This is a genomic window from Kutzneria sp. CA-103260 (assembly GCF_018263855.1).
In the GTDB taxonomy this organism is placed as follows: Bacteria; Actinomycetota; Actinomycetes; order Mycobacteriales; family Pseudonocardiaceae; genus Kutzneria.
Genome location: NZ_CP073318.1, coordinates 9,695,266 through 9,718,794 on the forward strand (window position 1 = coordinate 9,695,266; position 23,529 = coordinate 9,718,794).

The window sequence follows — 23,529 nt, forward strand, 5'->3', positions numbered from 1 at the left end:
GACTACGGCTCTCATGGTGGTTACAGCGGTGGCGGCGGTGGTGGCTACTCGCCGCCTCCCGTCTACTCCGATCCCACGCCGACCGGGCCCGTGCACGTCGCGCCGCATGTGCCGCAGTCGACCACCGTGCAGTCGGCAGCCCCGGTGTACACGCCGCCGCCCGCGCCGGAGGCCCCCGTCTATCAGCCGCCGCCCAGCGGTGGCGGCACCTACTGGACGCCGCCGGCCGTGGACAACCCCGCGCCCATCGGGTCCGGGCCGGTCGGCTCGGTGCCGGGTATGCCGGGGCCGCGCGGGTCGATGCCCCCGGCCTTCGGTCAACCCGGGGTGCCGGGTGCGCCAGGGCAGCCCGGGGCTTCGGCTGTCGGTCCGTTCGCCGGTGGAGCTGGTGCTGGCGGGCCCGGTGCCGGCGGTGTCGGTCCCGGTGGAGGTGTGGCCGGTGGGGCTGTCGCCGGGGGCGTCGGTCCGGTCGGCCAGCCCGGTGCCGGTCAACCTGGTGCCGGTCAGTTCGGCGCGGGTCAGCCCGGTGTTGGCCAGCCTGGTGCCGGACAGCCTGGTGCCGGACAGCCGTTCGCGCAGCAGCCTGGCAGCGGCGCGCCGGGGGCCGGCGCCGCCGCGATCGTGAACGCCACGCGTCGTCCGGCGCCCGGTGACGTCGCCGGCGTCTTCATCGACGACCCGCGGTCCGTGGTCAAGCCCGTGGTGAAGCGGCCGACCATCGCGCCCGGCCTGTTCATGGTCTACATGTTCCCCATCGGCCACATGCCGACCCCCAGCTCGCGGCCCGCGCGCCAGCTGCCGCCGCCGCCCGCCGAGGTCGACTACGCCGCCGGCCTGCGGTTCCAGCCGCACGACCATCCCGAGTCCGGCCTGATTCAGCGGCTCGGGGCCGCCGACACCGAGGCGCCCGCATCCCGTACCGGCGAGGAGAGCGGGCTCGCCGAGGGCTACGACCCCCTCGGCGGCGAGAACGAGCGTGACTGGGACCGCCGGTTCCTGGTCCGCCCCGGCACCGAGGAGCGCCGGGCCGAGTACGCGTGGCCGCCCGGGGAGCTGTTCCCCGAGGGAGGCTGCGACGCCGGCGAGGCCGTCGTCCTCAAACCTGGGGCCGTGATCGACCGTTTCGGCACACCCGAAGGCCGTGTCTTCGGGGTCGACGGCACCCCCTATGCGCAGCGCTCCCTGCCGCCCGAGCACCTCGACGCCGGCTACCGGCGTTACAAGGTGCTCGCCCCGCTCCCGATGTGGCAGACCATCAGCGCCGCCTGGTTCGGCCAGTCCGGCGGCGGTGTCCGCTACCGCTCCGTCTACCCCGCCGCCGACCTCGTCGCGCTCGGCTACCTGGAGGTTGTCGCATGAACGCCGAGTCCATCACCACCTGGCTGGAGACCGTGGGGGTGCCCGCCGAGGTCGTCTCCGTCGGCACCGAGTCCGACAACGCCTGGTGTCTGCTGCGCGAGGAGCCCGCCGCCGAGGACAACGCCGTCACCTGGGAGGTGTTCTGGCGCGAGCAGGGCAACCGCTACGACTGGGCCCGCTTCACCAACGAGCAGGTCGCCTGCCACTACCTGTTCGGCCGCCTCACCTGGGCCCAGGTCGCCCGCGGCGCCGTCGGCGTGCTCCCGACACCGGCTGAGCCGTCGGCTGCGCCGGCTCCGGCGGCCGCTGATCAAGCCGCCGCTCCCGCGCAGCCGGCGCCCGAACAGGCGCCGGCTCCGCAGGCGTGACCTAGCGGGCCACCAGCCGCAGCGCCTCGTCGTGCAGGTGGCTGTTGGTGCTCAGCGCCGAGCCGGCGGTGTAGTCGGGCTTGCCGGTCAGGTCGGTGAACCGGCCGCCGGCCTCGGTGACGAGGATCTGGGCGAACGCGACGTCCCACGGGTTGACGATGGCCTCGGCGGCGATGTCCATGACGCCCTCGGCGACCAGGCAGTGCGACCAGAAGTCGCCGAACGCCCGGCTCTCCCAGCAGGCGTCGGCCAGCCGCAGGTACGCCTCGCGCGAGTGGTAGGTGGTCCACGCGCCGAGATCGGTCGTGGTCAGGTAGGCGTCCGCCATGGCCGACACGCCCGAGACGGAGATCCGTCGCGGCTCGGTGAGCGGGTCGGAGGTCCAGGCCCCCTCGCCCGCGGCGGCCCACCAGCGGCGGGTCAGCGCGGGCGCGCTGCACAGGCCGACCTGGGGCTGGCCGTCCACGACGAGCGCGACCAGGGTGCCCCACACCGGCACCCCGCGTAGGAAGTTCTTGGTGCCGTCGATCGGATCCAGCACCCACGTTCGCCCAGGTCCGGCCGTGCCGCCGCGCTCCTCGCCCATGATCGCGTCGTCGGGGCGCTCGGCGGCGAGGATCTCGCGCACCGCGTCCTCGACCGCGACGTCGGCGTCGGTGACCGGCGTTCGGTCCGGTTTGCGCTCCACCCGCAGGTCGCGGGCCCGGAACCGGGACAGTGTTATCGCGTCGGCCGCGTCCGCCAGCCGCAACGCCAAGGCCAAGTCGGCACCAATGGTTGACACGGGTTGGATGTTGTCACGCCTAGGCTGAGGGGCGTGAGCGTGGTACTGCTGGCCGAGGACGACCCGGCGATCGCCGATCCGCTGTCGCGTGCCCTGCACCGTGAGGGCTACGCCGTGCACGTAGTCGGCGACGGTCCGGCCGCCCTGGACGCGGCCACCGTGGGCGGCGTCGACCTGCTCGTGCTGGACCTCGGGCTGCCCGGCATGGACGGCCTGGAGGTCTGCCGCCGGCTGCGCTCGGGTGGGCGCAGCGTGCCGGTGCTGATGCTGACCGCCCGCGCCGACGAGGTGGACTTCGTCGTCGGCCTGGACGCCGGCGCCGACGACTACGTGGCCAAGCCGTTCCGGCTGGCCGAGCTGCTGGCCCGGATCCGCGCGCTGCTGCGCCGCCGGGCGCCGGGCACCGTCGAGGTCAACGGCGTGCGCATGGACCTGGCCGCGCGCCGGGTCACCGTGGACGGGCGGGAGCTCCAGCTGGCCAACAAGGAGTTCGAGCTGCTGCGCGTGCTCATGCAGCACGCCGGCCAGGTCGTGACCCGCGAGGACATCCTGTCCGACGTGTGGAGCGGGCCCGAGCTGAAGAGCAGCAAGACCCTCGACATGCACATGTCGTGGCTGCGCCGCAAGCTCGGCGACGGCTCGCCCAAGGCGGCCGAACGCCGGATCGCGACCGTGCGCGGGGTCGGGTTCCGCTTCAACTCCGAGTAGCCGATGCGCAAGAAGATCCTGCAGGCGATCCTGCTCGCGGTCGCCGTCACGGGCCTGGCCCTCGGCGGGCCGCTGGTGTACACCACCGTGCTGCTGGTCGAGAACACCGTGCGGACCCAACAGCAGGAGACCGCCAGCCGCATCGCCGACCAGATCGACGACCAGTACGCCCGGGGACAGGCGCTCAATCTCGAACTGGTCCGGCCCGCCGTGCCGCGCCAGGGCTACCTCAAGGTGGTCGACCAGTTCGGCAAGGTCAGCTCGCTGGGCTCGGCCATCAGCGGCGGCACCGTCTCCGCGTCGGCCAGCACCGTGCCGCGCGGCTCCGTCGAGCTGGCCATCCCGGACGCCAACATGCGCAGCAGCCAGCTCAGCGAGGGCGGGCTGGTGATGCTCCTGCTCGTGCTGTCGGTCAGCATCGGCACCGTCGTCGCCACGCTCACCGCGCGCCGGCTCGCCGAGCCACTCCAGCGTGTCGCCGAGCGAGCCACCCGCCTCGGTGACGGCGACTTCCGCCCCGACACTCGTCGGCACGGCGTGCAGGAGCTCGACGCCCTCGCCGAGGCGCTCGACACCTCCGCCGCCGCGCTGGCCCAGCTCGTCACCAGGGAACGTGAACTCGTCGGCGACGTCTCCCATCAGCTGCGCAGCCGCCTGACCGCCCTCCAGCTGCGGCTCGAAGCGCTGGCCATGCACCCCGAGCAGGAGACCGCCGCCGAGGCCGGCGCCGCACTCGAACAGGCCGACCGGCTCGCCGAGGTGCTCGATGAACTGCTCGCGGCCGCCCGGGCCGCCCGCGCCCTCGGCGCCGAGCCTCTCGACCTCGCCATCGAGCTGCCCGGCATCGTCGAGGAGTGGCGGCAACGGCTGCGGGCCGACGGTCGGGCGCTTCGCATGAAGGTGCCCGACACCCTCATCGTCCGCGCCACCCCCGCCCGCCTCCGGGAGGCCATCGGGGTGCTGCTCGACAACGCCCTCCAGCACGGCGGCGGCACCGTCACGGTGAGCGCCCGCAACAGCGAGGGCACTGCCGTCATCGAGGTCACCGACAACGGCTCCGGCGTCCCCGACGAGCTCGCCAGCCACATCTTCGAACGCGGCGTCTCCGGCCACGGCTCTACCGGCGTCGGCCTCGCCCTCGCTCGGGCCCTCGTCGACGCCGACGGCGGCCGCATGCAGCTCGCCACCGCCCGCCCCGCCACCTTCGTGATCTTCCTGCCCGTCCCCAAATCCGACGACGTCCTCGCCGGCGTAGGCTGGCGCGCCGACCCCGGCCCCCGCTGACCCCGGCGAGTCCCGCTCTCCGTCACACCGAAATGCGGTTTCAGGCAGATCCGGCGACTTGAGCGGATTGGCCCGAAAGATGTTGTCGGATAGTCCGTTTAGCCTCATCTGGTGGCTGTCGCGCTCACCGCGTTCGTGGACGAGTCCTTCCAGGAGGACCCCGTCCGTGGCTTCTACGTGCTCGCCGCCGCCGTGTTCCCACCCGCCATCCACGACGAGGTGCGCGAGCTCATGCTGGAACTTCGCGGCGCCCGCAGGACGCACAAGCTGCACTGGAACGAGATGGATCCGAGGCAGCAAGAGGATTCGGCCAAGCGCCTGGCCTCGGTGGAGGGCTTCCACGTGGTCACGGTCGGCACGCCGGTTCCGCAGCGGCGTCAGGAACGGGCTCGCGCGGCGTGCCTGATCCGGCTGGTTGTCGAGCTGCACGGTCTGGGCGTCAGCCGACTGCTGATGGAGGCCCGGGAACGGGAACTCAATCGCCGTGATGTCCGGACGGTCACCGGCGCCCGGTACGCCCTGCCGGCGTCCGCCGACTTCCGGATCGAGCACGAGTTCGCCGCGAGGGAACCGTTGCTGTGGGCGGCGGACGTGGTAGCCGGTGCCGTGCGGAGCCACCGCCTTGGCGTGCAGGCACCGCGGACACTGCTGGAGGACTGCCTCTACGAGATCGCCATCGACACCGGCTGTGGAAATGCGTAGAGCCAGGCTCCCGGTCTGCCCCAGGTCACCTGGCTCTGCGTCTCGCCCGGCACCCGCGGCACCGGACTCCCACGAAGGAGATTACCACCCTTGACGCCGTCAGTCCTTGACGAGGCGGGGGCGGGCGTTGGCGTCGGGGAACACGAACTTCTTGAAGGCCCACCAGCGGAAGATCATGGCGAGCAGGGTGCCGACGATCTGGGCGCTGATGAAGTCGGCGACCTGGACGCCGAGCGGGCTGAGGTGGTTGTGGTCCAGCAGCAGGACGTAGCGGGAGACCCACAGCGGCACCGAGTTGAGGGCCACGCCGATGCCGCTGACCAGGAAGAACAGGGCGGCCTCGTGGGGGCGCTCGCGGCCGCCGCGGGTCCGGAAGGACCACTCCCGGTTCAGGATGTACGACACGATGGTCGCGATCAGGGTCGCGATGATCTTGGCGGTCACCGGGTGCGTCGCCAGCACGGTGGTCTTGAGCGCCAGGAAGATCACCGTGTCGATGACGAAGCACGTCCCGCCGACAACGGCGAACTTCACCAGCTCGCGGTGCTTGAGCGCGTACGACCGGAACGGCTCCGGCACCCGCCTGATGAGGTTCTCGCCTACGGACACTCCGCCGAGTGTAGGGACGAAAACCGCGGGTGTCCGCCCGACCGGGCTACGCGACCTGCGACGACTGCCCGTTCTCGTCGTCCTTGACGGCCCGCAGCCGGGCGACGCTGCCGGACCGCTCGGGCCGCACGTCGGCGGCCGGGAACACGAACTTCTTCAGCGCCCACCAGCGGAACACCATCGCGATCAGGGTGCCGATGATGGAGCCGAAGAAGAAGTCGGACAGCTCCTGCACGGGCATGCTGACCGCGGGCACCTGGAGCCCGAACAGGTAGCGCGACACCAGCGTCGGCAGCAGGTTGATGCCCACGCAGATGGCGCTGACCAGGAAGAACAGGGCCGCCTCGTGGTGTCCCTCACGGCCGCCGCGGGTCTGGAACGACCACTCACGGCTGAGCACGTAGGACACGATGGTGGCGACGACGATGCCGATCGCCTGGGCGGTGATCGGCTTGGTGTCGAGCACGGTCAGCTTGAGACCGAACCAGACCACGTTCGTGATCACGAAGGTGGTGCCGCCAACGACCGCGAAACGCACCAGTTCGCGGTGCTTGACGATGAACGCGCGCAGAGGCGCCGGGAAGAGCTTGAACACGAACCGCACAACGCTCGACACTCCGGCAGTCTACGGACAGCCGCCTGAGAGGGTTCATCCGGTCACCCTCAGTGCCCGAATTGACGTCGTTTGGGCTGGCTGTCGCTGAGCTGTCGGAATGAGAAGGGCAAGGGCCGCCACCCGACGCACTCCCCACTCAGCCATGCGGCGCTCGAAAAATCCAGCAGGGCGAGGCAGCGGCTACCCGGGGGCCGAGCCGCCCCGCCGGAGGCGGGGCCATTTAACAGAATGGCCACCGCGGGTCGAGCAGCGGCAGGCACAGCCCGCCGGGATCGCGGGGCCCAGGCGGCGGCGTGCTCGGCGACGGGCTCGTTGTCGATGGCGGCGGCGTGGTCGTGGTCTCGACCGGTGGCGGGGTAGTGGTGGTCTCGGGCGGCTTGGGGGTGGTCGTCCGCGCGGGCGGCGGCGTGGTCGTCGTCGGCGGAGCCGGCGTCTTCGATGTGGTGGTCGACGGGATCGTCGGCAGCGGGGTGGTGGTCGGTGTGGTCACCGGCACGCCCGGCAGCGGCAGCGGCGGCAGGTCGCCGCCGCTCGGGTCGCAGTCCAGCGGCACCTCGATCACCTTGTGGGCGCTGCCCAGCGAGGCGGCGATCGTCAGGGCGTCGTCGCGGTGGTGCCAGCGGAACACCCACACGCCGAACCGGACGGTCTGTCCCCGGTCCAGATCGAACTTGCAGTTGATCTGCTCGCCGTCCTGGTGGCACGACGGCGCGAGCGTGAACAGCCAGCCGTCGCGCGGCGCGTTCACGGTCACGGTGGCGGCGCCGGCGTGCGAGCTGCGGTTAGTCACCGAGACGTCGACCCTCGGCGTCCAGTAGTCGTGCCGCCACACCCGCGCGCTCAGGTCGAGGTCGTCGACCTGCTGCACCTGCACGTCGACGCTGGTCAGCTGGATGGCCATGCCGCCGCCGGCCATGATCGAGCCGGTGATCTGGCCGCCGGTGGCGTCCGGGCCGGCGCTCAGCTCGAACCGGAAGGTCACGGACTCGCCCGGGGCCAGTCCGACGCCGGTGGTGCAGCTGATCGTGCCGGTGCCGCCGGTGCAGCTGACGGTCTGCTTGCCGTCGGCGGCGAGCAGGTCCCGTTGGGCGAACGACTGCGAGCCGCCGGGCGCGGCGGTGACGCCGTTGGGCAGGTTCAACGCGGCGGTCACTGGCTCGGACGTGCCATTGCCGTTGTTGGTCACGGTCACCGGCAGCTCAACGGCCGGCCCGCCGGGCACGAGGCTGATCGGCTGGCCCGGCACCGAGGGGATCAGGTCCGCCTTCGGCGCGGGAGTCGTCGTGGTTGTCGTGCTCGGCGGCGGCGTGGCTGGGGGCGGCGACGAGGGAGTAGTGGTGCTGGGCGTCGGCGTCGGGGTGGTCTGAGTCTGAGACGGAGGGGACGTCGGCGAAGCGGGCGCCGTCGTGGCCGGGGGCGGCGGTGGCGGCGCGGCGGTAGCGGTGACGGGCTTGGTCTGCCCGGCGGTCAACGCGAGCGCGACGACCACGGCCAGAGCGGCCGCGGAGGCGCCGACGCCGATCATCTGCCGCGGCACGGAGCTCGCCGCGCCGGCCGCGCCACCTGCTGCGCCGGCGGCCGTGCCGGCAGCGACGACAGTCGCGGCCTTGGCCGTGGAGGCGCCGATGGTGGCGAGGTAGCCCGCAGCGCCGATGCCGAGCACCAGCGGGGCGACGACGGCACGCAGCGCGCCGTTCACGTCGGCGAGCTCGGCGGCCAGCGCCCGGCACCGCTCGCACTCGTCCAGGTGGGTCTCGACCTGAGCCGTCTCACGCTTCGACAGGCCGCCACGCGTCCACGCGCCCAGCCGGTCGACCGTGGCCCGGCACCGGTCGGCGGTGCTCTCCGCGAGGTGCACCTGGAGGTACGCCTGCCGCAGGCCCTCGCGGGCCCGGTACGCCAGCGCCGACACGCCGTTCGCGGTCAGACCCAGGATCGGTGCGACGTCCGCGGGGGACAGGCCCTCGATCTCGGTGTGCCACAGCACCGCCTGCCAGCGCTCGGGCAGCCGGGCGAACGCCTTCGCGGCAAGCGAGCGCTCCAGCCCGGACACGGCGGTGTCGCTGAACTGCACGCTGATGGCCTCGGGGCTGGCCACTTCGGTGACGTCCTCGGCCAGCTCCAGCTTGCGGTCCCGGCGCGTCTTGTCGTACGCGGTGTGCCGCAGCGCGGTCAGCAGGTAGGCGCGGAACGCCGAGTCCGGGCCGCGGCCGTCGCGCAGCGTGTCCAGCACCTTGGCGAACGCCTCCGCGACCAGGTCGTCCGCCTCGGCGGTGGACCTGGTCAGCTGGCGGGCCAGGTTGTACGCGGCGCCGACGTGCCGCTCGTACAGCGAGCCGTACGCGGCCGTGTTCCCGCCACGGACCGAGTCGATCAGCTCCGCGTCGCTGGGACCAGGCGCATCCAGAGGAGCTGTCGCCACAGGTCCCCCCTTCCATCCCTGCTGAGGGCACACAGTCTGACGGAACACCGTGCCCGACGTCACGCCGGCAACCAGTTCGGGTGAGCAGAACGGCGTCATACCCGTGTTCGCGCGCCGTCACATCATCGGGTCGAGAGGCGACCCGACTGGAGTAGAGAGGAGCGCGGCGAGTGGTTGCGCGCGATGCTGCCTCGTCACTGATCGGCCGAGGCGATCACCGTGACGCGCTGTGCACACTGCGGTCCCGGTGGCGCTCCGCGAGCCTGGCGTCCGGGTGGCCGTTCCCCAGCGACTGGGCGTTGGCCGAGGTCGACGAGGTGTGCGCGGCGGTGGTGACCGGGGCCGACCTGCTGCAGATGGCGCCGACGCTGGGCCGGGCCCGCGCGGCTGCCGGCGCCGGGCTGGACGAGACGCTGCTCGACCTCGCCGCGTTGCACGCCGTGCTCACATCCGAGGAGGCGCTGGTCTCCGCCGACCCCGACGCGACCCCGTCCAAGCTGATGCGGGCCACCGCGCTCGGCTGGGCCGACGCCGCCGCCGACCAGCTCGGCACGCGCGAGGCCGTCGACGCCATGACCGGCATGACCACCAGTTGCTATCTGCGCACCCGGCTTGGCGAGGTGTACCGCGACGAGGCCGCCGACGACCACGTGCTGTTCCTGGTCGGCCTCGACCTGTCCGCGGTCGAGGGCTGGACCCGCTCGGTGGCGATGGTGCTGGTGGCGCAGGTGCTGCGCGAGGTGTTCCCCGGCGGCGAGACCGTCTCGCTGATCGGCCCGTCCGTGGCCGGCGTGTTGGCTCGCCGTGACGGCCGGATGAACACTCGGCTGGCCAGAGTCCGCTGGTTACTCGCCCGCCGCCTGACCGTCGACCCCCATCTGCACGAGGTCGGCACGCCGACCGTGTGGCCCGAGATGTTGCCGGAGTGCCATCTCGAGGCCTGTGAGCTGCTCGCCCACCTGGGCGGCTGAGACCCCCGCGCGGCCGGGCGTCTGATCCCTGGCTGATCCCTGTCACGTCCGGCTGCGTGGCCCTGTTTCCCCAGCGCGAGGGATCCCTGTCCGGGATCCCTCGCGCTTTTCCGTGCCCGAAGGATTGTGTCACTGTGCTAGTGTCTTACATGAGTGACACAATTTGGGGCGAGGGGAATGCCACGTGGTCGAGTTCCGGGTGGACCGGGGCAGCGGCGTGCCGGCCTATCTCCAGCTGGCCCAGCAGGTGCGCGAGGCCCTGCGGCTGGGCTGGCTGACGCCGGGCGACCGGCTGCCGACGGTGCGCGAGGTGGTCGCCACCAGCGGGGTCAACCCGAACACCGTGCTGAAGGCCTACCGCGAGCTGGAGTTCGCCGGCTTGGTGGAGGCCCGGCAGGGGGCGGGCACGTTCGTGAAGGCGGGCCTGGGCACCGGCGACCGCGAAGCTCTCGGCCGGCTCTACGGCGAGCTGGTCGAGTGGCTGGCCAGCGCCCGGGCGGCGGGGCTGGAGAACGAGGACGTCTACGCCCTGCTGCGCACGGCCCTGGAAGGGGAGAAGGTCAATGACTGAGGGGATCGCGCTCGCCGTGCAGGGGCTCGGCAAGCGCTACGGCCGGAAAGCGGCGCTGCGCGACTGCTCGTTCGAGTTGCCGGCCGGTCGGGTGTCCGCACTCGTCGGTGTGAACGGCGCCGGCAAGACCACGCTGCTCAGCGTGCTCGCCGGCCTGTTGCCGCCGACCGAGGGGAGTGTGCGGCTGCCCGGCGCCGACAGCCGGATCGCGTTCGTGGCCCAGGACAAGCCGCTGTACCGGCACTTCAGCGTGCGGGACATGCTGACGCTGGGTTCGAAGCTGAACCGGGTCTGGGACCAGCGGCGCGCCCTGGACTGGCTGGCCCGCTTCGACGTCCCGCTGGACCGGGTCTGCGGCAAGCTGTCCAGCGGCCAGCAGGCGCAGGTGGCGTTCGCGGTGGCGATCGGCTCCCGGCCGTCGGCGCTGCTGCTGGACGAGCCGCTGGCCAACCTGGATCCGCTGGCCCGCCGTGAGGTCGTCAAGGAACTGCTGGCCGCGGTCGTGGACACCGACATGACCGTGCTGCTGTCCACCCACGTGGTGGCTGAGCTCGGCGGGGTCGCGGACCACCTGCTGCTGCTCGCCGACGGCCGGCTGGTGTTGTCCGGCGACGTGGACGAACTGCTGGCCGAGCACCGCAACTACGCCGGCCCACGCTCGGAGCAGCCGCCGGTGCCGGGCGAAGTGGTTCACGCGAGCCACGTCGGGAGCCAGTCCACGTTCCTGGTGCGCGCGGCGGAACCGGTGACCGAGCCGTGGACCACCCGTCCGGCCACACTGGAAGACCTGGTGCTGGCCACACTGGAGAACACGCGGACGGTGGCGGCGTGACCTGGCTGACCTGGCGCATCGAGCGGGCCTCGCTGCTCAGCGCGGCGGCACTGGTCGTCGTGTTCGCGTTGGTGGCACTGCTGCTCAACGCACACGACTCGTCCGACATGAACGCCGCGAGGACGCTGCTGGAGCTGGGCCCGCCTGCTTTCGCCACGGTGGTGGCGGTGTTCTTGGGTGCGCCGATGGTGGCCCGTGAATACGAGCAACGCACATATCTGCTGGTGTGGTCGCGGGAACGCCCGGCCACGCGCTGGCTCGCGGTCCGGGTCGGGCAGCTGCTGGTGCCGCTGGTGGTCCTGACCATCGGCGTGAACCTGGTCGCGAATCTGTTGCAGGCCAAGCTGGTGAGCGCTCTGTACCCGGTGCCCGCGGTCGGCCCGTTCGACTACGACCTGTGGCTGCCGCTTCAGCTGATGACCGTGATCTTCGGGTTCGGTCTGGGCGTGCTCGTCGGCGTGCTGGTGCGGAACTCCTTGCTGGCCACGGGAATCACGCTCGTCGGCTATGTGGTGCTGCGTTTCGTGCTCGCCGTTCTCGTTCGGCCGCACCTGGTTCCGCCGGTGCGGCTGCTCGACGATTCACCGTCACCGACGGGATCGATCGCGGCCGGCTCCGGCTACCTGGATCAGGCGGGCAACGTGTTGCCCATGCAGGAACTGCCGAGCGACTGCGTGAACAGCAGGGGACAATGTCCGGCCCTCGGTGTCGCGCACCGGTACCTCGACATTGAACCGGTGAACCGGATCCCGGACGTGCGGTTGTTGGAGCTCGGCATCTACGTCGCGCTCGCGGCGGCGGTGTTCGCCGCTGCATGGCTGCTGCTGCGCGGAAGGACGGCGTCCTGATGGTCTGGATCACGTGGCGGCAGCACCGGGCCGCGCTGGTGGGCGCGCTGGTGCTGACCGTTGTCCTCAGCGCCCTGCTGCTGTGGCTGTGGCAGGGCGTGGTCGAGGTGAACGCCGCCTGTTCCGTGCTCGACTGCTGGCTCGGTGCGGCCGGGGCCATGGGCGACCGGTTGGCCTTCTCGTACACCTCGCTCTACTTCGCCCAGCCGGCACTGGGCGGACTGATCGCGGTGTTCTGGGCGGCGCCGCTGCTGGCCCGGGAGTACGAGCAGCGCACCTACCTGCTGGCGTGGTCGCAGGACGTGACGCCGATGCGCTGGCTGGTCGGCAAGGTGGCGGTGCTCGGCGCGGCGGCCGTGGTGCTGTCGGCCGTGCTCGCCGTTGCCAGTTGGCAGCTGGTCCAGGCGATGAAGGCCAGCCCCGGCGGTACGTTCGCCATGAACGACTCCCGCGCCCTGGAGTTCTGGCCGCCGACCCAGGTCATGTACACGCTGTTCGGATTCGCGCTGGGCCTGGCCGTCGGGATGGCCACGCGGCGGATCCTCCCGGCGATGGGGATCACGCTGGTGGCGTTCGCCGCCGTCCGGGTCGCGATCGCCAGCACGGTCGTGCACTGGCTGGCGCCGGTGCGGACGACCGTGCCGGTCACCGCGAACTCGCCGGACCCCGACCAGGCGTACTACGGCGGTCTCTCCTATCTGGACAGCGCCAGTCAGCCGGTCCAGGTGCCGGCCGGCTGCTACGACGGGCCGTGTCTGACGCGGCACGGGGTGACCTCCGTGTCGGCGGTCTTCGAGACGGTCGAGCAGACGGCGACGTTCCAGTGGACGGAGGTGATCAGCTACGCGGTGCTGACCGCGGTGTGCGCCGGAGTGGCCTGGGCGTTGGTGCGGCGTGCGACCCGGTAAGCTGACCCAACCGTGGACTCTCGCACCGGTCTCCCCGTCGTCGGCATGGTGGGCGGCGGCCAGCTCGCCAGGATGACGCACCAAGCCGCGATACCGCTCGGCCAGGCGCTGCGTGTGCTCTCGGTCACAGCCGATGAGCCGGCGCCGCTGGTCACCCCGGACGTCATGCTCGGCCACCACACCGACCTGCGGGCGCTGCGCGATTTCGCCGCCGGCTGCGACGTGCTCACCTTCGACCACGAGCACGTGCCCACCGAGCACCTGCGCACCCTGGTCGCCGAGGGTGTGAAGGTGTTCCCGGGGCCCGAGGCGCTGGTGCACGCCCAGGACAAGCTGGTGATGCGCCGCAAGTTGGCCGAGCTGGAGCTGCCGATCCCGCCGTTCGCCGAGGTCCGGTCGGTCGGCGACGTGCTGGCCTTCGGCGGTGCGCACGGCTGGCCGTGTGTGCTCAAGGCGGCCCGCGGCGGCTACGACGGCCGGGGCGTGTGGATGCTGAACCAGCCGCAGAGCGCCCACAACGTGGTGCCGGAGTTGCTGGAGGCCGGCACGCCGCTGCTGGTGGAGCAGTGCGTGCCGATGCGCCGTGAGTTCGCCGCGCTGGTCGCCCGGTCTCCGTTCGGGCAGGGCGCGAGCTGGCCGCTGGTACAGACCGTGCAGGCCGACGGCATCTGCGTCGAGGTGCTCGCGCCCGCGCCGGACGTGCCGGTCGAGGAGTCCGAGGCCGCCCAGGAGCTGGCGCTCAAGGTCGCCGACGCGCTCGGCGTGGTCGGCGTGCTGGCCGTCGAGCTGTTCGACACCCGGGACGGCGTGATCGTCAACGAGCTGGCGATGCGCCCGCACAACTCCGGGCACTGGACCATCGAGGGCGCCCGGACCTCGCAGTTCGAGCAGCACCTGCGGGCCGTGCTCGACTACCCGCTGGGCGCTACCGACAACGTCGCCCCGGCCGCGGTGATGGCCAACGTGCTCGGTGCGGCCGCCGCCCCGAAGATGGGCGTGGACGAGCGGCTGCACCACCTGTTCGCGCGGTTCCGCGACGTGCACGTGCACCTGTACGGCAAGGCCGAGCGGCCGGGCCGCAAGGTCGGGCACGTGACCGTGCTCGGCGACGACATGACCGAGTGCCGGCGGCGGGCGACGCTGGCCGCCGGCTGGCTGGCCGAGGCCGAGTGGGCCGACGGGTACGACATCCACGGAGGTAAGTAGCGGTGGCGCTGGTTGGCGTGATCATGGGCAGCGACTCGGACTGGCCCGTCATGGAGGCGGCCACGCAGGCGCTGGCCGAGTTCGACGTGCCTTACGAGGTCAGCGTCGTGTCCGCGCACCGGACGCCGCAGCGCATGCTCGACTACGCCCGCGACGCCGCCGGCCGCGGCCTCCAGGTGATCATCGCCGGCGCCGGCGGGGCCGCCCACCTGCCGGGCATGGTGGCCTCGGCGACCGTGCTGCCGGTGATCGGCGTGCCGGTGCCGCTGAAGTACCTCGATGGGATGGATTCGCTGCTGTCCATCGTGCAGATGCCGGCCGGGGTGCCGGTGGCCACCGTGTCCGTGGGCGGGGCGCGCAACGCCGGGCTGCTCGCGGTGCGCATCCTGGCCGCCGCCGACCCCGCCCTGCAGGCCCGGATGGCCACCTTCCAGGCCGCCCTGGAGCAGCTCGTGCTGGAGAAGGACGACGCGCTGCGACGCAAGGCACAGGCGCAGCTAGGTGAATGACCGCTAACATGCACGTCAGCAACGTTGCTACTCGTTGGTAACAGGAGGCGTGCGGTGAACCCGGACTTCGGCACCTATCAGTTGGCCGAGGAGCACGAGGAGCTGCGACAGGCGATTCGGGCCCTGGCGGACAAGGAGATCGCGCCGTTCGCGGCCGAGGTCGACGACCAGGAGCGGTTCCCCCGCGAGGCGTTGGACGCGCTGGTCAAGTCCGGCTTCGCGGCCGTGCACGTGCCCGAGGAGTACGACGGGCAGGGGGCCGACTCGGTCGCCACCTGCATCGTCATCGAGGAGGTCGCGCGGGTCTGCGCCTCGTCCTCGCTGATCCCGGCCGTGAACAAGCTCGGCACCATGCCGATCATCCTGGCCGCCTCCGACGAGCTGAAGCGTCAGGTGCTGCCCTCGATCGCCAGCGGCGAGGCCATGGCCTCGTACGCGCTGAGCGAGCGCGAGGCCGGCAGCGACACCGCGTCCATGAAGACCCGGGCGCGGCTGGACGGCGACCACTGGGTGCTCAACGGCACCAAGTGCTGGATCACCAACGCCGGCGAGTCCAGCTGGTACACCGTGATGGCCGTGACCGACCCCGACGCCGCCAAGCCGTCCAACGGCATCTCGGCCTTCGTGGTGCACAAGGACGACCCGGGCTTCTCGGTGGGGACCAAGGAGCGCAAGCTCGGCATCAAGGGCTCGCCCACCCGGGAGATCTACTTCGAGGACTGCTCGATTCCGGCGGACCGGATCATCGGCGAGCCCGGCACCGGTCTCAAGACCGCGCTGCGGACCCTCGACCACACCCGGCCCACCATCGGCGCCCAGGCCGTGGGCATCGCGCAGGGCGCGCTTGAGGCCGCCATCGGGTACGTCAAGGAGCGCAAGCAGTTCGGCAAGGCCATCGCCGACTTCCAGGGCGTGCAGTTCATGCTGGCCGACATGGCCATGAAGATCGAGGCCGCCCGGCACATGGTCTACGTCGCCGCGGCCAAGGCCGAGCGGGGTGAGCCCAACATCGGCTTCATCACCGCCGCCGCCAAGTGCTACGCCTCCGACGTCGCGATGGAGGTCACCACCGACGCCGTGCAGCTGTTCGGTGGCGCCGGCTACACCCGTGACTTCCCGGTCGAGCGCATGATGCGCGACGCCAAGATCACCCAGATCTACGAGGGCACCAACCAGATCCAGCGCGTCGTTATGTCCCGCGCCCTGCTGCGCGGCTGACCCCGACCCATCAGACGTGGCGCCCGCCCCGGTCCCGGACGACCGAGGCGGGCGTCGCTTCACGGCACCTCGCAGCAGAGTCTCGCAAATGATACTCTCACTGGTGAAACTATCATCCATGAGAGCCTTGGTGGCGCAGTGGACGGGTTCGTCGGCCGGGATCGAGAGCTGAAGCAGCTCGACCGCATGTTGCGTCGGACGGCCGATGGAGGTCGCGCGGGGCGTCCCGGGCGAGCGGTGCTGATGCGTGGCCGGCGACGGGTCGGCAAGTCGCGGCTCGCCGAGGAATTCATCGACCGGGCCCACGTGCCGTCCCTGTTCTTCACCGCCTCGGCGCAGCCATCGGTCGACATCGATCTGGAGTTGTTCGCGGCCGCCGGTGCGGCGTCGGATCTGCCGGGTGCGGCGGTCTTCGACGCCCAGGCGCCACGGACGTGGGAAGCGGCGCTGCGGTTGCTTGCCAGTGCTCTGCCCGATGATCGACCGAGCGTGGTCGTGCTTGACGAGATGCCGTACCTCATCGCGACCGACCCGGGCTTTGAGGGAACGCTGCAGAAGTTGTTCGACCGGGAGCTGTCCCGGTACCCGGTTCTGTTGCTGTGCATCGGCTCGGATCTGGCGATGATGGAGGCGCTCAACGATTATGGGCGTCCGTTCCACCAGCGCGCCACCGAGATGGTGGTGCCGCCGCTCAGTCCGGCCGACGTCGCGACGATGCTGGAGCTTCCCGCCGCGGAGGCGTTCGACGCCTACCTTGTGTCGGGCGGCCTCCCGCTGGTGCTCGACGAGTGGCCGCGTGGCGGGTCGGTGTGGGACTACCTCACCGAGACGGTGGGCGATCCGACGTCCGCTTTGCTCGTCAGCGGTGAGCGGTCGCTGGCCGCGGAGTTCCCGTCCGAGGCCAATGCGCGTCGCGTGCTCGCCGCGATTGGTTCGGGCGAACGGACCTTCACGCTGATCGCACGTGCGTCCGGCGACATGCCAAGGGCCACGCTGGCGCGTGCGTTGCAGCTGCTGGCCTCGAAACGGATGGTCGACGCCGCCACGCCACTGTCGACGCATGCGTCGAAGGAGACTCGATACACCGTCGTCGATCCCTATCTGCGTTTCTGGCTGGCGTTTCTCGGCCCGCACCTGCCGGAGATCGAGCGCGGCCGGGGTGACCTCGTCCTGGCGCGTGTCCAGAAGTCGTGGACGTCGTGGCGGGGTCGGGCGATCGAGCCTGTCGTGCGGGAGAGCCTACGGCGAACCGTGGGCGGCCCGTTGCCGGAGGACACCGCCGTGATCGGCGGATACTGGACGCGCACCAATGACCCGGAGATCGACATCGTGGGCGCGGACCGGGGGCCGGTCGCGAAGCGAATCACCTTCGTCGGCTCCGTCAAGTGGTTGGAGAACCGGCCTTTCGACGACCACGACCTGGCCAAGCTGGTCGTGCACCGCTCCCAGTTGCCCGGCGCGGACGACGGCACGCCCTTGCTCGCGGTCGCCCGAAGCGGTGGCGGGGGCGGCCCGGTGACGGTCATGACCCCGGACGACCTCCTCGCCGCTTGGTGAACGGCCCTGCGAGATGTTGGGCGTTGACTCAGGGTGTCCTCCAAGGTTCATCAGAGTCATCCGCTGAACGTTGCAAGGGGACTGACGGCGCTGGTGCCATGGCTGCGAGGGATCGTCACCAACTCGTAGGGAGTCCACTGTGGAACACGGGCGCAACATCGCCGGCTTGCTGGCCCGCGTTGTCGTCGGCGTGATCATGGTCATGCACGGCTGGCAGAAGTTCTTCGAGTACGGCATCGGCGGCGCGACGGCGAGCTTCGCGCAGATGGGCGTGCCGCTGCCGGGCGTGTCGGCGGTGTTCGCGGCGGCGGTGGAGCTGTTCGGCGGCGCGGCCCTGATCCTGGGCATCGGCCTGCCGATCGTGGGCGTGCTGATGGCGATCGACATGGCCGGCGCGTTCGTGTTCGCCAAGCTGGGCGAGCCGCTGATCGCCCCGACCGGTGGGCAGTTGGAGCTGGCCCTGCTGGCGGGTGGCCTGCTGGCCGGGTTCGCCGGCGGCGCCTACAGCCTGGACCGGATTCTGTTCCGTGCCAAGGAGAAGAGTGCGGCACCGCAGGCGGTCACGGCCTGAGCAGCTCCACCGTGGTGCGCTCGGACTCACGGCGCTTGGGCAGGGCGGCGACATCGACGTTGCTGCACTGCACCAGGGAAGCACCGGCCGACAACACCGACAGCAGACCGTCGGTGAGACCGTCCGAAGTAGACCAGTCCAGAGTGGACAGAACACGGTCTCCTGCGCCGATGTTCAGAGCTGAAGCCCGGGTGGCGGCCAGGGAGATCAGGTCGTCCACAGTGAAGCCGTGGAAGGCCGGGGCGTCGCCGGGAACCTGGTCGTAGGCGATGAAGTCGTCGCCGAAGATGCGGGACTCGACGAGGTAGTCGAGCCCACCGTCAGGGGCCTCGCCGGAAAGCCCACGCCCCAACGGGTCCAGCGCCACGACGGCGACGGACTCAGCGCCGGGGGCGGAGCCGTCGGGGCCGATGAAGGCGACCGTGGCGCCGGCGGGATCGGCGACGACGTGGGCCCCACACCACCAGGCCCCGAGCAACACGCCGACGGTCTGCCAATGTGACGGCAGGGCAACGGAAACGGGGCTGCCGACCTCGACGTCGAGCTCGTCCCGCAGCCAGTTGGCCGTCTTGGCGGCCCAGTTGGCCACGGTGGCCCGGGACAGTTCGATCCGGCTGCCCAGCACGTCGTCGTAATGCGTGATCAGCGGCGTGGCCGGGGCGGAGAGCAGCGGGGCGAACAGGCGGGCGGTGACGCTCATAGGGCCGAGCTTAATTGACACAGTATGCCTAGTTGACGCAGCGGGTCCCGTTGATGGTGATCGGGTCTGAGGCAGGGGCGGCGGCGTTCAGCCGCAGCGGGCCGCCCGAGGTGAAGCCGGACGGCGAGGCCAACCCGGCGACGAACCTCTTCACGGCCGCCGGATCGACCACCACGATGCTCTGCCCGCGGTCGTTGCGGCCGTTGGGGTTGACCACGGGAATGGTGACGAACTCGACGTTGCCGCCGGTCAGGCTCTGCGCCTGCTGCACGAAGCCCAGCACGTCCCAGCCCTGGTCGATCACCACGGACTTCTGCACGGCGACGGTCAGCGCGGACAGCCGGTCGGGGTCGAGCAGCGTGCCGGCGGACAGCACCTTCTTGGCCGCGGAGGCCAGGAACGTCTGCTGCCGGACGATCCGGTCCAGGTCGCCGTGCGGCAGGTTGTCCCGCTGCCGCACGAACGACAGCGCGTTGCCGCCGGAGACGGTCTGCGGGCCGGCCGGGAAGTTTGCCCCGGAGTTGGCATCGCTGGTCGCGTGCAGCAGGCACACGGGCACGCCGCCGATGGCCTTGCTGAGCAGGTAGAACCCGTACAGGCTGACCTCGGCGTAGTGGTCGACGGTCAGCCCGGTCAGGGATTGCACGCTCGACACCAGGGCCTGCCGGCCGGCGGCGTCGGAATCCCGTTCGACCTGGGCGCTGTCATGCTCGCCGGCGGCCCGCAACCGTTGCGCCGTAAGGTACTTCACCGCGCCGTAGGCGGCGTTGATCTTGTCGGTGCGAAAGCCGGGGATCGGCACCTCGGTGTCCCGGGGGATCGACACCGCGTAGCTCTTGCCCCCGTTCCTGGGAATCCGCAACAGGATCAGGGTGTCGGTGCTGAAGCCGTCGTTGGCCTCGGTGCGCAGCTGGCGCAGGATCGAGGCCGGCAGCGGATTGCCGTTCAGATCGGTCCGCCGGTCGTCGCCGACGAGCAGGATGTCGGTGGCCCCGTCGTCCTTGGGCGGCGCGTCGGTCGCGGTGGCCACCTGGGACAGCACCGGTGTGGTGGTCATGCCCTGCTGCACCTGGTCGTGCGCGTTGTGGGCGACGGCGGTCGCGGCGATCACCACGGATGAAGCCAACGCGACAACCGTGCGACCGCACACGAGTGCGATTCTGCGTCCACGGCTGCCCATCTGGTCAGCCTAATTGACGCAGGGCACGCCTCCGGCCGTTATGGACGCACTCGTCGGCGTCGTCGTGGGGATCACGTACCGCGGAGCCATGCGGAAACCCTGCGCGCCCGGCCCGCTGTAGTCCTGGCCCAGATACACCCGGACGTGTCCGGCCGGCACCGCCGCGTCGGGCTCGGTGACGACCTTGCCGCCGAGCGCGCCCGCGACCTTGTCGGCCTGGGCCGACGCCCCCGAGCCGTAGTGCACGGCCGTCGTGGGCTGGGTGGCGATGGTCAGGCTCTCGCCGCGCACGAACCCGTCGTTGACGAGCTCGTCCAGGACGGAGGCGCCGAGATTGGGCGCACCCGAACCGTCCCGCATGTCCACGGTGATCCGGTCATTGCCGGGAGTTGTCGCGCCGGTGGTGGTGGTCGGGCCGGTGGTGGACTTCGCCGGGCCGATCAGGCCGGTCACGAAGGCATGCACCGAGTCCGGGTCGACCAGGGTGACCGACTGCCCTTCGGACGACATCACGTTCTGGCCGGTGGGAATGGTCTCGAAGTGCACGCTGCCGGCGGCGATGCCCTGCATCTGCTGCATGAACGTCAACAGGTCCCAGCCGGAGCTGATCACCACCGACTTCTTGACCGCGTCGATCAGCGCGTTCAGCTTGGTCGGGCTGGCCAGCGTGTCGGCCGACAGCACCTGCTGCGCCATGCCGGCCAGGAACGCCTGCTGCCGCACGATCCGGTCCAGGTCGCCGCGCGGCAGGTCGTAGCGCTGCCGGACGAAGGCCAGCGCCTGCGCGCCGCTGATCACCTGCTGCCCGGCCGGCAGGTTGATGCCCGATTTGGACTCCTTGGCCGGCTGGTTCAGGCACACGGTCACGCCGCCGACGGCCTGGCTGATCTCGTAGAAACTGGCCAGGTTGACCTCGGCGTAGCGGTTGATCGTGATCGCCCCGCCGGTCAGGTTCTCGATGGTCTTGATCAGGTTCTTCCGGCCGGCGACGGCGGCCTGCTGCTCCAGGTCCGTGCCCTTCACACCCTGCGCCGACAGCGTGGAGTACGCGTCGTTGCGGGCGTAGGCGTACGCGGAGTTGAGCTTGTGCTTGCCGTAGCCGCCGGCGATCTGCACGTACGAGTCGCGGGGGAAGGAGATCGCCACCGCGCTGCGGCCGTCGGCCGGGATGTGCAGCAGGATCATGGTGTCGGTGTTCAGCTCGCCGTCGTTGGAACCGGCGTGCAGCTGGTCGAGCACGGCCTGTGGCAGCTGGTTGCCCTGGGCGTCGGTACGGCTGTCCAGGCCGACGACGAGGATGTCCTGGGGACCGTCCAGGCCGGGCACCGGTGCGGTGGTCGTGGTGGCGCCGGCGGCGGGCTGGTGGGTCTCGATCACGTCGGTGGTGGTGATCCCGTTGCGGACCTTGTTCAGCTCGACCCAGCCGTAGCCACTGGCCGCGAGGACCGCCGCGGACAGCAGCGCGGCGAGCGTCCGACCGGTGACCGTGCCGGCCACTGCCGCCCGTGATCTGCCCGCCGGCTCACGCATCGCGACCCTCCCCAACGCCGTAGATCGACATTAGCCCGACCTGCGTCGGCTCGCCGTGAACCGCCCACGGTCGGGTGGATGTGTCACAGATGCAAAGAATCTCAGTCGCTGAGATGTACCTAGTAATGGCCCTCGAACGGCCCCTTGTACTGTGGTCGGCATGCGAATCCTGGTCACAGGCGGGGCCGGCTTCATCGGGTCCAACTACGTGCGCAAGGTGCTCGGCGGTCACTACCCGGCCTACGCCGACGCCGAGGTCGTCGTGCTGGACAAGCTGACCTACGCCGGCAACGAGGCGAACCTCGCCCCGGTCGCCGACAGCCCGCGACTGCGCTTCGTCCGCGGCGACATCTGCGACGCCGAGCTGGTCGGCAAGCTCATGGCCGGCACCGACCTGGTCGTGCACTTCGCCGCCGAGTCCCACGTCGACCGCTCGATCCTGGGTTCGGCCGACTTCGTGCTGACCAACGTGCTGGGGACACAGACGCTGCTGCAGGGCGCGCTGGAGGCCGGCGTCGGCAAGTTCGTGCACATCTCCACCGACGAGGTCTACGGCACCATCGACGAGGGCTCCTGGCCCGAGACCTTCCCGCTGGAGCCGAACTCGCCGTACTCGGCGGCCAAGGCCGGCTCGGACCTGATCGCCCGTTCCTACTTCCGCACGCACGGCCTGCCGGTGTGCATCACGCGCTGCTCCAACAACTACGGGACCTACCACTTCCCCGAGAAGGTCATCCCGCTGTTCGTCACCAACCTGATCGACGGCAAGAAGGTGCCGCTGTACGGGGACGGCCTCAACGTGCGTGACTGGCTGCACGTCGACGACCACTGCCGCGGCATCCAGCTGGTCGCCGAGAAGGGGCGGGCGGGCGAGATCTACAACATCGGCGGCGGCACCGAGCTCACCAACAAGGAGCTCACCGAGAAGCTGCTCGAGGCCACCGGCCGCGACTGGAGCTACGTGGAGAAGGTCGCCGACCGCAAGGGCCACGACCGCCGCTACTCGGTGGACATCACCAAGATCTCCACCGAGCTGGGCTACGCCCCGCAGGTGCCGTTCGAGCAGGGCCTGGCCGACACCGTGGCCTGGTACAAGGAGAACCGCGACTGGTGGGAGCCGCTCAAGGCCCGCGCCGCCCTGTCGGCCGGCTGATCCGGTGACCCGTCTCGCACTGCTGGTGCCCGGCGGCCGCGGTCAGCTGGGCAGTGACCTCGCCGCGCTGGCCGACCAGGTCGGGCTGCTGCACGCCCCCGGCTCGGCCGAGCTCGACGTGACCGACGTCGGCGCGGTCGACGACGCCGTGTCGTCCTTCGCCCTCGCGGCGCTGGACGCCGGCCTGCGGCCGGTGCTGGTCAACGCCTCCGCGCACACCGCCGTGGACGCCGCCGAGAGCGAGCCCGACCGGGCGTTCGCGATCAACGCCACCGGGGCCGGGCAGCTGGCCAAGGCTGCGGTGGCCAACGGCGTGCCGATGCTGCACGTGTCCACCGACTACGTCTTCCCCGGCGACGGCACGCGGCCCTACGAGCCGAGTGACCCGACCGGGCCGAAGTCGGTGTACGGCAAGAGCAAGCTGGCCGGCGAGCAGGAAGTGCTGGGCGCCGGCGAGCAGACGTGGGTGATCCGTACGGCGTGGGTGTACGGCGCGACCGGCGGCAACTTCGTCAAGACCATGGCCAAGCTGGAAGGACAGCGGGAGACCCTGTCCGTGGTCGACGACCAGCGCGGCTCGCCGACCTGGTCGGCCGACCTCGCCGCCGGGCTGCTGGAGCTGGCCGGGGCCGTCGTCGGCGACACCCCGCCGGCGCAGCGGGTGCTGCACGGCACCAACGCCGGGGAGACCACTTGGTACGGCTTCACCCGGGCCATCTTCGAGGAGCTCGGTGCGGACCCGGACCGGCTGCAGCCGTGCACCACGGCCGACTTCCCGCGGCCCGCACCGCGGCCGGCGTACTCCGTGCTGTCCGGTGCGGCCTGGGCCGAGGCCGGCCTGACCCCGCTCCGCCCGTGGCGAGAGGCCCTGTCAGCGGCTTTCGCCACCGTAGGCCCCCAGCTCCGCCCCTGATTTGATGTTT

The 23,529-nt window shown here is 71.0% G+C and carries 23 protein-coding genes and 2 pseudogenes; 17 read left to right on the plus strand and 8 right to left on the minus strand.

Translation table 11 applies throughout. The annotated features are described in order from the left end of the window. Positions 1-519 precede the first annotated feature (519 nt). Positions 520-858 (minus strand): annotated as a pseudogene (locus JJ691_RS53515) (hypothetical protein); the annotation flags it as partial. Here JJ691_RS53515 and JJ691_RS53520 point away from each other — a divergent pair. Then, a complete protein-coding gene (locus tag JJ691_RS53520) occupies positions 763-1,359 on the plus strand; it encodes a TNT domain-containing protein (RefSeq protein ID WP_442912806.1) in 597 nt (198 codons plus the stop codon). The pseudogene JJ691_RS53515 and the gene JJ691_RS53520 sit on opposite strands and share 96 nt — an antisense overlap. Continuing rightward, a pseudogene (locus JJ691_RS43370) lies at positions 1,356-1,625 on the plus strand (hypothetical protein); the annotation flags it as partial. The gene JJ691_RS53520 and the pseudogene JJ691_RS43370, both read left to right, overlap by 4 nt. A gap of 103 nt (positions 1,626-1,728) precedes the next feature. On the opposite strand, the gene hisN reads toward JJ691_RS43370, so the two are convergent. Beyond that, a complete protein-coding gene (hisN, locus tag JJ691_RS43375) occupies positions 1,729-2,502 on the minus strand; it encodes a histidinol-phosphatase (protein WP_442912807.1) in 774 nt (257 codons plus the stop codon). A 42-nt stretch (positions 2,503-2,544) separates the two neighbouring features. On the opposite strand from hisN, the gene JJ691_RS43380 reads away from it, so the two are divergent. From JJ691_RS43380 to JJ691_RS43390, 3 genes are all read left to right on the plus strand, one after another. Next, entirely contained in the window at positions 2,545-3,219 is a 675-nt protein-coding gene (locus JJ691_RS43380) for a response regulator transcription factor (protein ID WP_211765233.1), read from the plus strand. 3 nt (positions 3,220-3,222) lie between these two features. Beyond that, positions 3,223-4,503, plus strand: coding sequence for an ATP-binding protein (locus tag JJ691_RS43385; protein ID WP_211765234.1), 1,281 nt, complete (start codon positions 3,223-3,225; stop codon positions 4,501-4,503). Between the two features lie 111 nt (positions 4,504-4,614). Then, positions 4,615-5,205, plus strand: coding sequence for a DUF3800 domain-containing protein (locus JJ691_RS43390; RefSeq protein ID WP_249227396.1), 591 nt, complete (start codon positions 4,615-4,617; stop codon positions 5,203-5,205). A gap of 99 nt (positions 5,206-5,304) precedes the next feature. Here JJ691_RS43390 and JJ691_RS43395 read toward each other — a convergent pair whose 3' ends face one another. From JJ691_RS43395 to JJ691_RS43405, 3 genes are all read right to left on the minus strand, one after another. Next, the gene (locus JJ691_RS43395; protein ID WP_211765235.1) at positions 5,305-5,814 is read right to left on the minus strand and encodes a GtrA family protein; all 510 of its coding nucleotides are present in this window, start codon (positions 5,812-5,814) and stop codon (positions 5,305-5,307) included. A 46-nt stretch (positions 5,815-5,860) separates the two neighbouring features. Further along, positions 5,861-6,430 (minus strand): GtrA family protein, encoded by a 570-nt coding sequence (locus JJ691_RS43400; RefSeq protein WP_249227397.1) that lies wholly within the window; start codon positions 6,428-6,430, stop codon positions 5,861-5,863. A 220-nt stretch (positions 6,431-6,650) separates the two neighbouring features. Further along, a complete protein-coding gene (locus JJ691_RS43405) occupies positions 6,651-8,852 on the minus strand; it encodes a sigma-70 family RNA polymerase sigma factor (protein WP_211765236.1) in 2,202 nt (733 codons plus the stop codon). 170 nt (positions 8,853-9,022) lie between these two features. Here JJ691_RS43405 and JJ691_RS43410 point away from each other — a divergent pair, with 170 nt between their 5' ends. The 10 genes from JJ691_RS43410 (at position 9,023) to JJ691_RS43455 (ending at position 18,043) form a co-directional block, all read left to right on the plus strand. Further along, a complete protein-coding gene (locus JJ691_RS43410) occupies positions 9,023-9,823 on the plus strand; it encodes a GGDEF domain-containing protein (RefSeq protein ID WP_249227398.1) in 801 nt (266 codons plus the stop codon). Between the two features lie 184 nt (positions 9,824-10,007). Beyond that, positions 10,008-10,394: a GntR family transcriptional regulator gene (locus tag JJ691_RS43415; RefSeq protein WP_211765237.1), complete on the plus strand. Its 387-nt coding sequence runs from the start codon at positions 10,008-10,010 to the stop codon at positions 10,392-10,394. Beyond that, positions 10,387-11,226 (plus strand): ABC transporter ATP-binding protein, encoded by an 840-nt coding sequence (locus JJ691_RS43420; protein ID WP_211765238.1) that lies wholly within the window; start codon positions 10,387-10,389, stop codon positions 11,224-11,226. Before JJ691_RS43415 ends, JJ691_RS43420 begins: the two co-directional genes overlap by 8 nt. After that, the gene (locus tag JJ691_RS43425; RefSeq protein WP_211765239.1) at positions 11,223-12,074 is read left to right on the plus strand and encodes a hypothetical protein; all 852 of its coding nucleotides are present in this window, start codon (positions 11,223-11,225) and stop codon (positions 12,072-12,074) included. Before JJ691_RS43420 ends, JJ691_RS43425 begins: the two co-directional genes overlap by 4 nt. Next, the gene (locus tag JJ691_RS43430) at positions 12,074-12,982 is read left to right on the plus strand and encodes a hypothetical protein (protein WP_211765240.1); all 909 of its coding nucleotides are present in this window, start codon (positions 12,074-12,076) and stop codon (positions 12,980-12,982) included. The genes JJ691_RS43425 and JJ691_RS43430 overlap by 1 nt, the downstream gene beginning before the upstream one ends. 12 nt (positions 12,983-12,994) lie before the next feature. Then, a complete protein-coding gene (locus tag JJ691_RS43435; RefSeq protein WP_211765241.1) occupies positions 12,995-14,188 on the plus strand; it encodes a 5-(carboxyamino)imidazole ribonucleotide synthase in 1,194 nt (397 codons plus the stop codon). Between the two features lie 23 nt (positions 14,189-14,211). Further along, a complete protein-coding gene (purE, locus tag JJ691_RS43440) occupies positions 14,212-14,697 on the plus strand; it encodes a 5-(carboxyamino)imidazole ribonucleotide mutase (protein WP_211772092.1) in 486 nt (161 codons plus the stop codon). Positions 14,698-14,751: 54 nt separating this feature from the next. Continuing rightward, complete coding sequence (locus tag JJ691_RS43445; protein ID WP_211765242.1) at positions 14,752-15,915, plus strand: acyl-CoA dehydrogenase; 1,164 nt, start codon at positions 14,752-14,754, stop codon at positions 15,913-15,915. Positions 15,916-16,053: 138 nt separating this feature from the next. Next, a complete protein-coding gene (locus tag JJ691_RS43450; RefSeq protein WP_211765243.1) occupies positions 16,054-17,472 on the plus strand; it encodes an ATP-binding protein in 1,419 nt (472 codons plus the stop codon). A gap of 139 nt (positions 17,473-17,611) precedes the next feature. Further along, positions 17,612-18,043: a DoxX family protein gene (locus JJ691_RS43455; RefSeq protein ID WP_249227399.1), complete on the plus strand. Its 432-nt coding sequence runs from the start codon at positions 17,612-17,614 to the stop codon at positions 18,041-18,043. Here the strand turns inward: JJ691_RS43455 and JJ691_RS43460 are convergent. The 3 genes from JJ691_RS43460 to JJ691_RS43470 all read right to left on the minus strand — a co-directional run bounded on the left by JJ691_RS43460 (position 18,033) and on the right by JJ691_RS43470 (position 21,453). Further along, complete coding sequence (locus tag JJ691_RS43460; RefSeq protein WP_211765244.1) at positions 18,033-18,743, minus strand: TIGR03089 family protein; 711 nt, start codon at positions 18,741-18,743, stop codon at positions 18,033-18,035. The genes JJ691_RS43455 and JJ691_RS43460 overlap by 11 nt on opposite strands. 28 nt (positions 18,744-18,771) lie before the next feature. Continuing rightward, positions 18,772-19,869 (minus strand): LCP family protein, encoded by a 1,098-nt coding sequence (locus JJ691_RS43465; RefSeq protein WP_249227400.1) that lies wholly within the window; start codon positions 19,867-19,869, stop codon positions 18,772-18,774. 63 nt (positions 19,870-19,932) lie between these two features. Continuing rightward, positions 19,933-21,453 (minus strand): LCP family protein, encoded by a 1,521-nt coding sequence (locus tag JJ691_RS43470; protein ID WP_211765246.1) that lies wholly within the window; start codon positions 21,451-21,453, stop codon positions 19,933-19,935. 160 nt (positions 21,454-21,613) lie between these two features. On the opposite strand from JJ691_RS43470, the gene rfbB reads away from it, so the two are divergent. Both rfbB and rfbD read left to right on the plus strand, forming a co-directional pair. Next, entirely contained in the window at positions 21,614-22,606 is a 993-nt protein-coding gene (rfbB, locus tag JJ691_RS43475) for a dTDP-glucose 4,6-dehydratase (protein ID WP_211765247.1), read from the plus strand. Positions 22,607-22,610: 4 nt separating this feature from the next. Further along, on the plus strand, positions 22,611-23,519 hold the full coding sequence (gene rfbD, locus JJ691_RS43480; RefSeq protein ID WP_211765248.1) for a dTDP-4-dehydrorhamnose reductase: 909 nt from the start codon (positions 22,611-22,613) through the stop codon (positions 23,517-23,519). Positions 23,520-23,529: the final 10 nt, after the last annotated feature.